Source organism: Polaribacter vadi (assembly GCF_018861005.1).
Taxonomy (GTDB): domain Bacteria; phylum Bacteroidota; class Bacteroidia; order Flavobacteriales; family Flavobacteriaceae; genus Polaribacter; species Polaribacter vadi_A.
On record NZ_JAHKQL010000001.1, the window covers coordinates 125,387 to 140,374 of the forward strand.

The 14,988-nt window shown below is 32.4% G+C and carries 17 protein-coding genes; 14 read left to right on the top strand and 3 right to left on the bottom strand.

Annotation, left to right across the window (positions count from 1 at the left end; translation table 11 throughout):
• Positions 1-22: 22 nt before the first annotated feature.
• The 3 genes from KO506_RS00490 to KO506_RS00500 all read right to left on the bottom strand — a co-directional run bounded on the left by KO506_RS00490 (position 23) and on the right by KO506_RS00500 (position 6,451).
• Positions 23-1,480 carry a hypothetical protein gene (locus KO506_RS00490; protein ID WP_215992966.1) on the bottom strand — a complete coding sequence of 486 codons (1,458 nt, stop codon included), beginning with the start codon at positions 1,478-1,480 and terminating at the stop codon, positions 23-25.
• A gap of 12 nt (positions 1,481-1,492) precedes the next feature.
• Complete coding sequence (locus KO506_RS00495) at positions 1,493-4,591, bottom strand: SusC/RagA family TonB-linked outer membrane protein (RefSeq protein ID WP_215992967.1); 3,099 nt, start codon at positions 4,589-4,591, stop codon at positions 1,493-1,495.
• Between the two features lie 195 nt (positions 4,592-4,786).
• Positions 4,787-6,451: a POTRA domain-containing protein gene (locus KO506_RS00500; RefSeq protein ID WP_215992968.1), complete on the bottom strand. Its 1,665-nt coding sequence runs from the start codon at positions 6,449-6,451 to the stop codon at positions 4,787-4,789.
• A 175-nt stretch (positions 6,452-6,626) separates the two neighbouring features.
• Here KO506_RS00500 and rpsL point away from each other — a divergent pair, with 175 nt between their 5' ends.
• The 14 genes from rpsL (at position 6,627) to rpsQ (ending at position 14,987) form a co-directional block, all read left to right on the top strand.
• The gene (gene rpsL, locus KO506_RS00505) at positions 6,627-7,001 is read left to right on the top strand and encodes a 30S ribosomal protein S12 (protein WP_018943587.1); all 375 of its coding nucleotides are present in this window, start codon (positions 6,627-6,629) and stop codon (positions 6,999-7,001) included.
• Positions 7,002-7,028: 27 nt separating this feature from the next.
• Positions 7,029-7,508 carry a 30S ribosomal protein S7 gene (rpsG, locus tag KO506_RS00510; protein ID WP_068363273.1) on the top strand — a complete coding sequence of 160 codons (480 nt, stop codon included), beginning with the start codon at positions 7,029-7,031 and terminating at the stop codon, positions 7,506-7,508.
• 5 nt (positions 7,509-7,513) lie between these two features.
• Complete coding sequence (gene fusA / locus KO506_RS00515; RefSeq protein WP_215992969.1) at positions 7,514-9,631, top strand: elongation factor G; 2,118 nt, start codon at positions 7,514-7,516, stop codon at positions 9,629-9,631.
• 18 nt (positions 9,632-9,649) lie between these two features.
• Entirely contained in the window at positions 9,650-9,955 is a 306-nt protein-coding gene (gene rpsJ, locus KO506_RS00520; protein WP_068363283.1) for a 30S ribosomal protein S10, read from the top strand.
• Between the two features lie 295 nt (positions 9,956-10,250).
• Positions 10,251-10,868 carry a 50S ribosomal protein L3 gene (gene rplC / locus KO506_RS00525; RefSeq protein ID WP_215992970.1) on the top strand — a complete coding sequence of 206 codons (618 nt, stop codon included), beginning with the start codon at positions 10,251-10,253 and terminating at the stop codon, positions 10,866-10,868.
• A complete protein-coding gene (gene rplD / locus KO506_RS00530) occupies positions 10,868-11,497 on the top strand; it encodes a 50S ribosomal protein L4 (RefSeq protein WP_215992971.1) in 630 nt (209 codons plus the stop codon). The genes rplC and rplD overlap by 1 nt, the downstream gene beginning before the upstream one ends.
• 4 nt (positions 11,498-11,501) lie before the next feature.
• On the top strand, positions 11,502-11,792 hold the full coding sequence (gene rplW, locus KO506_RS00535) for a 50S ribosomal protein L23 (protein ID WP_215992972.1): 291 nt from the start codon (positions 11,502-11,504) through the stop codon (positions 11,790-11,792).
• 11 nt (positions 11,793-11,803) lie between these two features.
• Entirely contained in the window at positions 11,804-12,628 is an 825-nt protein-coding gene (gene rplB / locus KO506_RS00540; RefSeq protein ID WP_215992973.1) for a 50S ribosomal protein L2, read from the top strand.
• Between the two features lie 6 nt (positions 12,629-12,634).
• Positions 12,635-12,913 (top strand): 30S ribosomal protein S19, encoded by a 279-nt coding sequence (gene rpsS / locus KO506_RS00545; protein ID WP_015482224.1) that lies wholly within the window; start codon positions 12,635-12,637, stop codon positions 12,911-12,913.
• 6 nt (positions 12,914-12,919) lie between these two features.
• The gene (rplV, locus tag KO506_RS00550) at positions 12,920-13,324 is read left to right on the top strand and encodes a 50S ribosomal protein L22 (RefSeq protein WP_215992974.1); all 405 of its coding nucleotides are present in this window, start codon (positions 12,920-12,922) and stop codon (positions 13,322-13,324) included.
• A gap of 11 nt (positions 13,325-13,335) precedes the next feature.
• Entirely contained in the window at positions 13,336-14,052 is a 717-nt protein-coding gene (rpsC, locus tag KO506_RS00555) for a 30S ribosomal protein S3 (RefSeq protein WP_068363302.1), read from the top strand.
• 22 nt (positions 14,053-14,074) lie between these two features.
• Positions 14,075-14,506, top strand: coding sequence for a 50S ribosomal protein L16 (gene rplP, locus KO506_RS00560; protein ID WP_068363304.1), 432 nt, complete (start codon positions 14,075-14,077; stop codon positions 14,504-14,506).
• 11 nt (positions 14,507-14,517) lie between these two features.
• Entirely contained in the window at positions 14,518-14,709 is a 192-nt protein-coding gene (rpmC, locus tag KO506_RS00565) for a 50S ribosomal protein L29 (RefSeq protein ID WP_087565044.1), read from the top strand.
• Between the two features lie 20 nt (positions 14,710-14,729).
• Positions 14,730-14,987 carry a 30S ribosomal protein S17 gene (rpsQ, locus tag KO506_RS00570; RefSeq protein ID WP_015482229.1) on the top strand — a complete coding sequence of 86 codons (258 nt, stop codon included), beginning with the start codon at positions 14,730-14,732 and terminating at the stop codon, positions 14,985-14,987.
• The last annotated feature ends 1 nt before the right edge of the window (position 14,988 follow it).

Sequence of the window (14,988 nt, forward strand, 5' to 3'; positions counted from 1 at the left end):
ATTTATATATTTTATTTTTTTATTATCTCCAACCACCAGTTGAATAATCTTCACCAGCTACACCTGTAGTACCTCCAAAAGTATAAATTTCAAAACCTCCAGATTGTAATACTTCTCCAGGAACTGGGAAATGTAAAGGAGTACCAGTTTGTAATAAATCTTTACCTCTCATTTCAAAAAATGCTAATCCCATACCAGAATTCATTAATTCAATAATTCTTTCATAATGAATAGCTTCTTCAATTTCTGATGCAGTTGCACCAATTGCAGGTAAATTACCTCTTAAAGATCTACTACCAGCATTAATTGTAGCTGCAGCACCAGCTAAATCTCCTGTTCTGTATTGTGCTTCTGCTTTATACAAATCATTTTCTGCTTTTAACATTTCTGGTGTAGCACCTGTCCAGTTAGAACCATGTGCTTGTGCATCAAATCTAGAGTGTCTATAAGTAGAGTAGTGGTAAACCCCTCTAGAAGCAATAAAATCTTGACTTGTTAAGTATTCAAAATCTGTTGCTAATCTGCTGTCATCACTAGAGCTTTCTGGGTAAACTCCTGAAGCTTCTGTAAAATAATCAGGAGTATTAGGGTCTAACATATTAATAACTCTCATGTCAGTTCTACCCCAACCTGGGTAAATTTGATAGTACACCCATTCTGTAAACCAAGTTGTCCAACCATCAGAAGTAACATTTAAATCATAACTTAAACCTTTGTTCGTGTATGCTAAAACTTTAGCCCAATCTACAGCTGCTCTTTCTGTTGCGTTTCTTGGCATATTTACCATTAAACGTGCAGCAAAAGAGTTTAAAAATTGTGCCCACTGAGTACTAGTTAAAGTCAGTCCATTTACAAAATTAGTTGGTACTTCAAAACTATTACTTTCAGCAATTGCAATTGCTAAGTCTATTTTTTCTAGACAAAATTCTAAAGCAACCTCTGGAGTTACTGAGTTTCCTTCATTTATTGGGCCATTTTCATCTTTTAACCAAACTTGGTCAAAAACCAAAGCTACAGAACCTATAGTAGCTGCTTGAGAAAATCTTGTAATAGATTCAGTTCTTCTTGGAGAAGGATCATTTGGATCATCTCCATCAGCTATAGTTTTAGCCATTAAAGCATTAATATCATTAATGTTATTATATAATGAATTAAAGTAGGCTGTAGTAGCTATAGCATTACCATAAGTAGTTTCATTGTTCCATGCTACTCTTGGTTCACTTGAGGTATCTCTCATACCTTGGTTACCCCAAGAACAAGTACCAGCATCTGCCATACCTGTTAATGCTAAACCAGGTCCATTGTATGAATTTACTGTATTATACCAATTCTGAAAAAAGGTATTAGCTGCTCCGTAAGTAGCTAATTCTGCAGAAGTAGGGTTTTCTGTATAATCTACTGCTACGTCTGTGCTTAAATCCTCACAACTTGAAAAAACAATTGTGAAAACTAGCATTATGTATAAATTTATTTTTTTCATTTTTCTAAAAATTTAAAATTTTAATGTTACTGATAATGTATAAGATGTACTTACAGGATATACACCATAGTCTACTGCATAATATTGGAAAGTATCACCATCATAAAGTTGAACTTCAGGATCCCAACCAGAATAGTCTGTAAAAGTTAAAAGGTTGTTACCTGTTAAACCAATTCTTAAAGAATTAAAGAAACCGTTTGCAACATTCTTTAATTTGTCACTATCAAGAGTATAGAAAATTGAAGCTTCTCTTAGTTTAACAAAACTAGCATCTTCTACCCAAAAACCATTGTTCTGATTTACATCATATAAACTTTGATAGTAGTTTACAGTTTTTTGTTCACCAGCTGCTTTACCACTTTGGTCTATCATTGCGTGTCTATTATCTCTTGTTAACCATTGGCCATTTCTGTTGTATAAATCACCACCTTGTTTCCAGTCCCAAAGCATATAAAAATCAAAACCTTTATAAGATATAGTGTTTCTTAAACCGATGTTAAAATCAGGAGTTGAATTACCAACATCTCCTACCCAAGTAGAACCGTCTTCGTTTTCTTTAAGAATTGCACTTTCATAAACAGTACCAATTGTAGAAGCTTCTACAACAACACCATCTGCATTAACTACATAATCACTAATATCCATACCTGTAGGTAACTGTGCAGCCATTTGATCTAAACTTCTTACAAAATCTCTACCATACATAGTACCAAATTCTACACCTTCTTCTAGTCTAAAAATTTCACCATCTGTTGGTCCTTCAATTCTTGGACTAATATCTAATTGAGTAACCTCATTAGTTGTTGTAGAGAAAACTACACCAGTATTCCATTTAAAATCTGCAGTATTAACGATTTTAGCATCTAAAACAAGTTCTAGTGTGCTAAATTCTACTGTACCAATGTTTTGAAATTGATTCGAACCAGCGCTAGATGGAGCAAATAAATCTACTAACATAAATTGATCTTCTGTTTTTGCATTAGAATAAACTCCTTCTAAATGAAATCTATCTAAAAAGTCAACATTTAAACCAAATTCTTTTTCAGTAGTTGTAGATGGTCTTAAATCTGGATTACCAACTGTTTGAGAAGTAGAAGGTATACCATTAGAGATATTTCTTCTAGTGTATTGCCAGTTATACTGAGGTCTTTGACCTGCAGTACCATAAGCAGCATGTACTTTTAATTCTTGAATACCAGGAATATCTACATCTTTAGAAATACGATAAGCTGCAGATGCTCTAAAGTAGTCATTTGTTCTATGGTTTTCACCAAATAATGAAGATTGGTCAATACGATACATTCCATCAAATATATATCTATCTTTATAATCGATTCCTAAAATAGCAAAGTAGTTGTTTGTTACTGCATTATTTTCATCAGAACCTACAAATGTATCTGTGTAATTGTCTAAAGATATTGTTCTACCACCTGCAACAGCTGTGTTACCTTGTCCATAGTAATATTCATAATCAGAATTCTCTAATAAATAACTTAATTTACCAGTAAGTGTTAAGTCATCACCAAAACTTTCTCTAAAATTAAGAGTTGTTTGTAATTTTTGAGAAGTATTTCTATAAGAACTAATAAAATAACTACCTACAGAGTAAGTTGCAAATAAGTCAGCTCTAGTTCCACCACCTGTCCAAGTTGTTGTTGGTGTATAATCTTTTAATCTACTATCTACAGATTCAATAGCATATTCGATGTCTAAATTTAACCAATCTGTAAATTTAACGTTTGTTAATAATGCACTAGAAAATTTAACATCGTTTCTGTTTTCTGGATTTGCATATAATGGGTATAATGGATTTGTTACAGTAGAAGCCCAAGTATTAGGAGCATATAAGTAAGGTTGTCCATCAGGGTTAAGAGCATTTAAATTTACATCTGGATCCATAACAGATACATCAAAGAAAACACCTGTTCCTCCACCTGGAGTGTTGTCAAAAGAACGTACAAATTGGTTTCTAGAACTAATTTTTAACCATTCATTAATTTTAAATTCACCATTAAGTCTTACCCCATTTCTTTCATAACCACCAGTGTTCTTTAAAATACCAGCTACATTATTTTTTTCAATAGATAAAAATAAATTTGAACTTTCTGTTGCTGTAGATACAGAAGCGTATAAATTTTTGTTTATACCAGAATCAAAGAATTGATCTTGATTATTGTAGTAAATTCCATAAGGGTTGTCTGCAATTCTGTCATCTTCTTCTAATCTAGCTCCAGATACATTTTGATAATTAGAACCATTATAATCACTTGGGTAAGTTACTCCAGCATATTTAGTGTAAACACCCTGTGCACTTTGCCAATCTGATGCTAACTGATAGTGATGTGAGTTATTTAAGTCGATAAAACTATTTAACTTTGAAATACCAACTTCACTTTTTAAAGTAACTTGCATTTTACCAATTTTACCTTTTTTAGTTGTAATTACAATTACACCATTACCTGCTCTAGAACCATAAAGTGCAGAAGCAGAAGCTCCTTTTACAACTTCGTAAGAAGCAATATCATCAGAGTTAATGTCTTGTAAACCATTTTCTACAATTACACCATCTACAATTACTAACGGAGATTGACTACCAAAAATATTTGTAGCACCTCTTAATTGAATTGTTGCTCCTTGACCAGGTTGACCAAAGTTTGTTACAGTAACCCCAGCTACCTTACCTTGCAAAGCATTTGCTGCAGAAGTAGTAGGAATGTTCTCTAAGTCTTTTTCACTAATTTTATTTACAGTTACAGAAAGTTTTTTTCTGCTAGTTGCACCAGCAACCCCTGTAATTACAATCTCATCTAATATCTCACCACCTTCTGTAAGAGTTACATTAATAGTGCTATTAGATCCAATTGTTTTTTCTACAGACTCATAACCTAGGTAACTAAAAACTAAAACATCACCAGTGTTCGCTTTAATAGTATACTTACCGTCAAAATCTGTGTCTGTACCTTTATTGGTACCCTTAATTAAAATACTTACTCCTGGTAAAGCACCTGATTCATCAGAAACAGTTCCAGAAATAGTTTTTTCTTGCGCAAAAGAAATTTGCACCACCAACGCTAAAAAAAGCGTTAAAATTCCATTAAACTTTGTCTTCATTTGTATAATTATTTGAATTAATTAGTGCCAAAAGTCTTAAATTAAACTTAAAAAAACAATTAATTAACAGAAAAAAACCAATATTTTGTTAATTAATGTTAATATACCAATAAAGTTCTGTTAATAATATCATTTTAATTTTTAAGACAGTTTAAAAAGAATTTTTCTCTTTTTTTTAACTTTTTTAGAGAAAAGTTAAAAATTGGTTTTCCAATTAATAATGATTTTACTTTCATTAATATTCAGGTTTTGTTGGGGTTTTTTGCCTATAGCTGTGCTTATTTTTATCTGAGATTTATTAATAGTAAACAAATAACCTAGACCTATGCTTAAGAAATTTTGGTAAGTAGAATTTAACTTTAAATAACCTAAATCAGTTATTGTATATAAATAGGATTCCTTATTTGTTAAAAATCTATATTCTGTGTTAAAAAAACTAAAACTAGGTGAAAAAATACTCTGTTCGTTAAAACCTCTTATTGAGTTTGCGCCTCCTAGTCTAAAAAATTCATTGTCTAGATAGGTGTTAGAGTTTAAATGTCCTGATGTGTTTTTTATGTAGAAACTGTTTCTTTGGTTTATGTCCCAAATATAAGTGGCTGATGTTTTAATCTTTATTTGATTTGTTGAAGTATTATCATACTTCCTTGTCCCAAACGTGGGGTTAATTTTAAAAGAAAACTTATCATTAAAAAAATAATCATTTTTTGCGATTCTGTAATTGATTTCAATACCGAAAAAAACACTTTTAAATGTTTCTATGTTATTGTTTGTTGATTCAATTAGGTTTTCCGATGATTCTGAGTAATATGTTGCAGCAATTTTAACGTTTGGGTTGATGTTGTAGAATAATTTTGAGTCAAAATTTGTGTTTAAAAAAGTAGAGTCTTGTTTGTAAATGGATAGAGATATTAAAGGTGTTAATTTAGAATTGAAAATGAATGGTATTTCTGTACTAAGTTTTAATTCTTGTCTTTCATCTCCAATACTATTCCAAAATAGTTCAAATTTTTCTCCACTGTTTAAAATATTATGTAGTTTAAAGTCTATGTTACCATTAAGTAAAACACCACCATCTTCTTGAGATGCAAAATTTACAATACCGTCAAAACTGTTTTTTTGCAATTTTTTAAGATACATATATATATAAGTAGAATCTTTTGTAAATAAAACTTCAGGAGGGTTTACTTCTTTTATAAAGTCTAGATTTTTAGAGTTGTTTGATATTTGTTTTAATTTTTTTTGATTGAATAGAGTGTTGGTTTTGATTTTAAAATAATTTTTCAAATAAGATTTAGGGAAATCTTCATATCCTTTTATAATTATTTTATTGATGGTTCTTTTTTTAGTTTGATTAACATCTAAATCCGCATATAAGATGTCTTTTTTTATTACAATATTTTTTAATTGAACTTTTGAAAATGATTTGCCATCTTTTTCAAGTTTCTTAGTAATATTTGAAAGTACGGTTTTTAATTCTCTAATTTGAATTGAAATAGTTCCACTATCTATATTATTGTCTTTTAAAACTAAATCAGAAAATTGATGTGTTTTTATAATCACCTTTTCGATTTTAGTTTTTAGAGAAATGCAAACTGTGTAGTGTTGTTTTTCTTTTTTTATACTGTCTATGGTATTTGTAAAATATCCAATATTTTTTAGGTGTTCAGATATTTTATCAATCTCTTTAAAAATGGAAACTGAATCATCGTGTTTTTTTTGATATTCTAATTGTTGTATTGTTGAGAGTTCTCTTTTTTCTATAGGAATAATTTTTATTAATAACTCTTGTGCTAAAAAATCATTTATTATAAGAAAAGTAAAAAAAGTTATTAAATATGTAGATTGTTTTAGTTTCAATATGATTGTGATATGTAGTTCAAATGTAATTTAAATTCATAAAAAACTATGAATAAAAAATCATTAACAAAAAATAACTCACTGATATTTGAATAATTAGAAAATATTCGTACATTTGCGGACTCTTAAAAAAGAGCAAAGTTTAATTATAAACGAAAAACAGTAATTATTTAGTATGCCAACTATTCAACAATTAGTTCGTAAAGGAAGAACCAAAATAACTAAGAAGAGTAAATCGGCTGCTTTGTCGTCTTGTCCTCAAAGACGTGGAGTTTGTACTCGTGTTTATACTACAACACCAAAGAAACCTAATTCAGCAATGCGTAAAGTTGCCAGAGTTAGATTGACAAATGGTAATGAGATAAACGCATACATTCCAGGTGAAGGACATAACTTACAGGAGCACTCGATAGTATTAGTTAGAGGTGGAAGGGTAAAAGATTTACCAGGTGTTAAATATCACGTGGTACGTGGAGCATTAGATACAGCAGGTGTTGAGGGAAGAACTCAGCGTAGGTCTAAGTATGGTGCAAAACGCCCAAAAAAGTAAAATTAGTAACTTTTTTAATGTAAAGACATGAGAAAAAGAGCAGCAAAAAAAAGAGTCTTATTACCAGATCCAAAGTTTAATGATCAGTTAGTAACACGTTTCGTGAATAACTTGATGTGGAGTGGTAAGAAGTCAGTAGCGTTTAAAGTATTTTATGATGCAATGGATATCGTAGAGGAAAGAAAAGGTGAAGGAGAAGAAAAAACAGCCTTAGAAATTTGGAAAGAAGGTTTATCTAATGTAATGCCTCATGTAGAAGTAAGATCTCGTAGAGTGGGTGGTGCAACATTCCAGATTCCAATGCAAATTAGACCAGATCGTAAAGTATCTATGGCTATCAAATGGATGATTTTGTATACTCGTAAGAGAAACGAAAAAACTATGGCACAGCGTTTAGCTGCTGAAATTTTAGCTGCGGCTAAAGAAGAAGGAGCTGCTGTTAAGAAAAGAGTAGATACACATAAAATGGCAGAAGCCAATAAAGCATTCTCACACTTTAGATTTTAATAATAATGGCTAGAAATTTAAAATTTACTCGTAATATAGGAATTGCAGCACATATTGATGCTGGTAAAACTACAACTACAGAGCGTATTTTGTATTATACAGGTGTTTCTCATAAAATAGGAGAAGTACATGATGGTGCAGCAACTATGGACTGGATGGAGCAAGAGCAAGAAAGAGGTATTACAATTACTTCTGCAGCTACAACTTGTACGTGGGAATTTCCAATTGAAAATGGAGCAAAAACACCAGATACTAAAGGGTATCACTTTAATATAATTGATACTCCTGGTCACGTTGATTTTACTGTAGAAGTAAATAGATCTTTACGTGTATTAGATGGTTTAGTTTTCTTATTTTCAGCTGTTGATGGTGTTGAGCCACAATCTGAAACTAACTGGAGACTTGCAGATAACTACAAAGTGCCAAGAATTGGTTTTGTTAACAAAATGGATCGTCAAGGTTCAGACTTTTTAGGTGTTTGTCAACAAGTAAAAGACATGTTAAAATCAAACGCAGTGCCAATCGTTTTAAATATTGGTGACGAAGATGAGTTTAAAGGTGTTATTGATTTAGTAAAGAATCGTGCTATTGTATGGCATGACGAAACTCAAGGAGCAACATTCGATGTTATCGATATTCCTGAGGATATGAAGGAAGAAGCTCGTAAGTATCGTGCACTTTTAATTGAAGAAGTAGCAAGTTATGATGAGAATCTTTTAGAGAAATTTATGGAAGATGAAGATTCAATTACAGAAGAAGAAGTGCATGCTGCACTTAGAGCTGCTGTAATGGATATGGCTATCATTCCTATGATTTGTGGATCTGCGTTTAAAAATAAAGGTGTTCAGTTCTTGTTAGATGCTGTTTGTCGTTATTTACCATCTCCTACAGATAAAGAAGGTATTGTGGGGACAAACCCTGATACTGGTTTAGAAGAATTGCGTAAGCCGGATGTAAAGGAGCCGTTTGCTGCTTTAGCATTTAAAATTGCAACTGACCCTTTTGTAGGTCGTTTAGCATTTTTTAGAGCGTATTCAGGTCGTTTAGATGCAGGTTCTTATGTGCTAAACAATCGTTCAGCTAAAAAAGAACGTATTTCTCGTATATATCAAATGCATGCTAATAAGCAAAATGCAATTGATTATATCGAAGCTGGTGATATTGGTGCTGCTGTAGGTTTCAAATCTATTAAAACAGGAGATACTTTAACTGATGAAAAGCATCCAATTGTGTTGGAATCTATGGATTTTCCAGATCCAGTAATTGGTATCGCTGTTGAACCTAAAACGAAAGCCGATGTTGATAGATTAGGTATTGGTTTAGGTAAATTGGCTGAAGAAGATCCAACTTTTACAGTTCGTTCTGACGAAGCTTCTGGACAAACTATTATCTCTGGAATGGGTGAATTACACTTAGATGTAATTGTAGATCGTTTAAAGCGTGAATTTAAGGTAGAAGTTAACCAAGGTCAACCTCAAGTAGAATATAAGGAAGCTATTACAGCTGCTGCAGATCATAGAGAAGTTTATAAGAAACAATCAGGTGGTCGTGGTAAATTTGCTGATATTGTATTTACAATGGAGCCAGCTGATGAAGGTGTTCAAGGATTACAATTTGAATCTATTATTAAAGGTGGTAATGTTCCTAGAGAGTTTGTGCCTTCTGTAGAAAAAGGATTCAAAGAAGCAATGAAGAATGGTCCTTTAGCAGGTTATGAGATGGATTCAATGAAAGTAACATTAAAAGATGGTTCTTTCCACGCAGTGGATTCTGATCAATTATCTTTTGAGTTAGCTGCAAAATTAGGTTACAAAGCTGCTGCAAAAGCTGCTAGAGCTAAAATTATGGAGCCTTTGATGAAGTTAGAAGTATTAACTCCTGAGGAAAATATGGGAGATATTGTTGGAGATTTAAATAGAAGAAGAGGGCAAGTTAACGATATGAGTGATCGTAATGGGTCTAAAGTTGTGAAAGCATTAGTGCCGTTATCAGAAATGTTCGGTTATGTTACTGCTTTAAGAACTATGTCTTCTGGTAGAGCAACTTCTACAATGGAATTTTCACATTATGCTGAAACTCCTTCAAATGTATCTGAAGAAGTAATTGCAAAATCTAAAGGTTAATCGACTAAATAATATAAGATGAGTCAAAAAATTAGAATAAAATTAAAGTCTTACGATTATAATTTAGTAGATAAATCTGCTGAAAAAATCGTAAAGACCGTAAAAAGTACTGGTGCTGTTGTAAACGGACCAATACCTTTACCAACACATAAAAAGATTTTTACAGTTTTACGTTCTCCACACGTAAACAAAAAATCTAGAGAGCAATTTCAATTAGCTGCGTACAAAAGATTGTTAGACATTTATAGTTCTTCTTCGAAAACTATTGATGCTTTAATGAAGCTTGAGTTACCAAGTGGTGTTGAAGTTGAGATTAAAGTTTAAGTATTAGAATATTAACTTTCGGTTTAATTTTGTTAAACCGAAAGTTTTTTGTACTTTTGCAACCCGAAATAGAGTAGGGTACCCTATTTTTTGATGTAAAAATCAATAATAGATACATGTCCAGAGCGTTTCGCGAAGGAAAAACGGAAAAACAAAATCAGCGTTGAATTTGTTTGCGCTGTTTTTTTTTAAGTGAAATTTTACGGATTAAGAGTGAAACAATTGTTTCAAAACAAATAATTATTAATAATAGACGCGCTGGATAAATATATCTATCGTCTAAAATTTTAACTAAATGTCTGGGTTAATAGGTAGAAAAATTGGAATGACCAGCTTATTCGACGAAAATGGGAAGAATATTCCTTGTACAGTAATCGAAGCAGGTCCTTGCGTTGTTACCCAAGTCAGAACCGAAGAGGTTGACGGATACAATGCGTTACAACTTGGTTTCGATGACAAAAAGGCGAAGAGTTCTAACAAAGCGTTAGATGGTCACTTTAAAAAAGCTGGCACCACTGCTAAGAAAAAAGTCGTTGAATTCCAAGGGTTTGAAGAGGAGTATAAATTAGGAGATGCTATTACAGTAGAGCATTTTGAAGAAGGCGAATTCGTTGATGTATCAGGTGTGTCTAAAGGTAAAGGTTTTCAAGGTGTTGTAAAACGTCACGGTTTTGGTGGTGTTGGTCAAGCAACTCACGGTCAGCATAACCGTTTAAGAGCTCCTGGTTCAATTGGTGCTGCTTCTTATCCTGCAAGAGTATTCAAAGGAATGCGTATGGCAGGAAGAATGGGTGGAGAAAAAGTGAAAGTACAAAACTTAAAGGTATTAAAAGTAGTTGCTGAAAAGAACTTACTTGTTGTTAAAGGAGCTATTCCTGGACACAAAAATGCTTTTGTAACTATTCAGAAATAATGGAATTAGCAGTTTTAGATATTACAGGAAAAGATACAGGTAGAAAGGTTGAGCTTTCTAATGATGTATTTGGTATTGAGCCTAATGATCATGCAATTTATTTAGATGTTAAACAATACTTGGCTAATCAACGTCAAGGAACTCATAAATCTAAAGAAAGAGCAGAAATTACTGGTTCTACAAGAAAGATAAAAAAGCAAAAAGGAACTGGTACTGCAAGAGCAGGTTCTATCAAGTCTGGTGTTTTTAGAGGTGGAGGTCGTATGTTCGGTCCAAGACCAAGAAATTATTCTTTTAAATTGAATAAAAACTTAAAGCGTTTAGCACGTAAGTCTGCTTTAAGTATTCAAGCAAATGATAAGAATTTAGTAGTAATCGAAGATTTAAACTTTGAGACTCCAAAGACTAAGAACTTTGTAGATGTTTTAAAAGCTTTAGAATTAGATACAAAAAAATCTTTATTTGTTTTAGGTAATGATAATGCAAATGTGTATTTATCATCACGTAATTTAAAAAATTCTAAAGTTGTAAAAGCTTCAGAAATTAATACTTATGGTGTTTTAAATGCTAATAAAGTTGTGATTACTGAAAGTTCTTTAGAGGGAATTAACTTAAATTTAAGCAAATAGGGATATGAGTATTTTAATTAAACCTATTATTACGGAAAAAGCTACAAACGATAGTGAAGTATATAATCGTTATACATTTGTAGTAGATAAAAAAGCTAATAAAATAGAGATTAAAGATGCTGTTGAAGCAGCTTATGGAGTTTCTATATCAAGCGTAAAAACTTTAAATTACCCTATTCAAAGAAACACTAAGTTTACTAAAAAAGGTTTAGTAACTGGTGTTAAGAGCGGGTATAAAAAAGCGATTGTGCAGTTAGCAGAAGGAGAAAGTATTGATTTTTATAACAATCTTTAAGAAAAGACAGAATGTCAGTTAGAAAATTAAAACCAATAACACCAGGTCAGCGTTTTAGAGTTGTAAATGGGTTCGACACCATAACAACTGATAAGCCGGAAAAGTCATTATTGGCACCGAAAAAAAGATCTGGAGGTCGAAACAATCAAGGTAGAATGACAACTCGTAATATTGGAGGTGGTCATAAACAAAGATATCGTATTATCGATTTTAAAAGAGATAAGAATGATATGCCTGCAACAGTTAAAACTATAGAGTACGATCCAAATCGTACTGCATTTATTGCTTTACTTAGTTATGCTGATGGTGAAAAACGTTATATAATTGCTCAAAACGGTTTAAAAGTAGGTCAAACTATTGTATCAGGTAGTGGTGTTGCTCCGGAAATTGGAAACGCTATGCCTTTAAGTGAAATTCCTTTAGGAACTACAATTTCTTGTATAGAATTACACCCAGGCCAAGGAGCTGTTATGGCTCGTTCTGCTGGTTCTTTTGCTCAATTAATGGCAAGAGATGGTAAATATGCAACAGTTAAGTTACCTTCTGGTGAAACAAGATTAATTCTTTTAACTTGTTCTGCTACTATAGGAGTTGTATCTAACTCAGATCATCAATTATTAGTATCTGGTAAAGCAGGTAGAAGAAGATGGTTAGGTAGAAGACCAAGAGTTAACGCTGTAAGAATGAATCCAGTTGATCACCCAATGGGTGGTGGAGAAGGACGTTCTTCTGGAGGTCATCCAAGATCTAGAAATGGTATTCCTGCTAAAGGATTTAAGACTAGGTCTAAGACTAAAGCTAGTAATAAGTATATTATAGAACGTAGAAAGAAATAATAAGTTATGGCAAGATCATTAAAAAAAGGACCTTACGTTCACTATAAGTTAGAGAAAAAAGTGTTAGCTAATGTAGAGGCTGGTAACAAAACTGTAATCAAAACTTGGTCAAGAGCAAGTATGATTACTCCAGATTTTGTAGGACAAACTATTGCTGTTCATAATGGACGTCAGTTTGTACCAGTATATGTTACAGAAAACATGGTAGGGCATAAATTAGGCGAATTTTCACCAACTCGTTCTTTTAGAGGACACGCTGGTGCAAAAAATAAAGGAAAAAAATAGTAGGAAATGGGAGTTCGTAAAAAAAATATGGCAGATCAGTTAAAAGCAGATAGAAAGCAACGTGCTTTCGCTAAGCTTACTAACTGTCCTACATCACCAAGAAAAATGCGTTTAGTAGCAGATCAAGTAAGAGGAGTAGAAGTTGAAAAAGCTTTACAAATCTTAAAGTTTAGCCCTAAAGAAGCATCCATCAATTTAGAGAAATTGTTATTGTCTGCAATTGCAAACTGGCAAGCTAAAAATGAAGATGCAACTATTGAAGACGCAGGTTTATATGTGAAATCTATTTGTGTAGATAGCGCAGGAATGTTAAAAAGATTAAGACCAGCTCCACAAGGTCGTGCTCATAGAATTCGTAAGCGTTCTAATCACGTTACTTTAGAGTTAGGTAGCAAAAAATTAAGTAATTAATCAAAGTAGAAATGGGACAAAAAACTAATCCAATAGGAAATCGTTTAGGAATCATCAGAGGTTGGGAATCTAACTGGTATGGTGGAAATGACTACGGAGATAAAATTGCTGAAGATGATAAGATAAGAAAGTATATTAATGCTAGATTATCTAAAGCAAGTGTTTCTAGAGTAATTATTGAGCGTACGCTTAAACTTGTAACTGTAACTATTACTACTGCACGTCCAGGTATCATTATTGGTAAAGGTGGTCAAGAGGTAGACAAGTTAAAAGAAGAGCTTAAAAAAATTACTGGTAAAGAAGTTCAAATTAATATTTTTGAAATTAAACGTCCAGAATTAGATGCAAAATTAGTTGCAACTAGTGTAGCACGTCAAATTGAAAATAGAATTTCTTACAAGAGAGCTATCAAAATGGCTATCCAAGCAACTATGAGAATGAATGCTGAAGGGATTAAAATCCAAATTTCAGGTCGTTTAAATGGAGCAGAAATGGCACGTTCAGAACATTTTAAAGAAGGTAGAATTCCTCTATCTACTTTTAGAGCTGATATTGATTATGCACTTGTTGAGGCTCATACTACTTACGGAAGATTAGGTATAAAAGTATGGATCATGAAGGGTGAAGTTTATGGTAAAAGAGAATTATCTCCATTAGTTGGCTTGTCTAAAAAACAAGGTGGTAAAGGTGGTGACAGATCTAAACGTGGACCTCGTAGAAGAAAATAATTTTTAAAATTAGAAATTAAAAATGTTACAGCCAAAAAGAGTAAAATACCGTAAGGTACAGAAGGGCAAGGGAAATATGTCTGGTAATTCTCAAAGAGGAAATCAACTTTCTAATGGGATGTTTGGTATTAAATCCATAGATCAAAACTTATTAACTTCTCGTCAGATAGAGGCAGCTCGTATTGCAGCAACTCGTCATATGAAAAGAGAAGGTCAGTTATGGATTAAAATATTTCCAGATAAACCTATTACCAAAAAACCTTTAGAGGTACGTATGGGTAAGGGTAAAGGAGCACCAGATCATTTTGTTGCAGTTATTAAGCCAGGTAGAATTTTGTTTGAGGTTGGTGGTGTACCAATGCACGTAGCAAAAGAAGCTTTACGTTTAGCTGCTCAGAAACTTCCAGTAAAAACGAAGTTTGTAATAGCAAGAGATTTTGATATTAACGCATAATTCTAAATAAAATGAAACAATCAGAAATAAAAGAATTATCTATAGCAGATCTTAATGAGAAATTGGGAGCGTTGCAAAAGAATTATACCGATCTTAAGATGGCTCACGCAATAACTCCAATGGAGAATCCATTGCAATTGAGAAGCTTAAGAAGAACTGTAGCAAGAATTGCAACAGAATTAACAAAAAGAGAATTACAATAATTCTATAGTCAGTTTTAAAGATGGAAAAAAGAAATCTTAGAAAAGAGAGAATTGGTGTTGTTTCTAGTAGCAAAATGGAGAAATCTATTGTTGTATCTGAAACTAAAAGAGTTAAGCACCCAATGTACGGTAAATTCGTTTTAAAAACGAAAAAGTATGTTGCACACGACGAACAGAATGATTGCAACGAAGGAGATACTGTAAGGATAATGGAAACTAGACCTATGAGTAAATCTAAACGTTGGAGATTAGTAGAAATCCTAGAAAGAGCTAAATAAT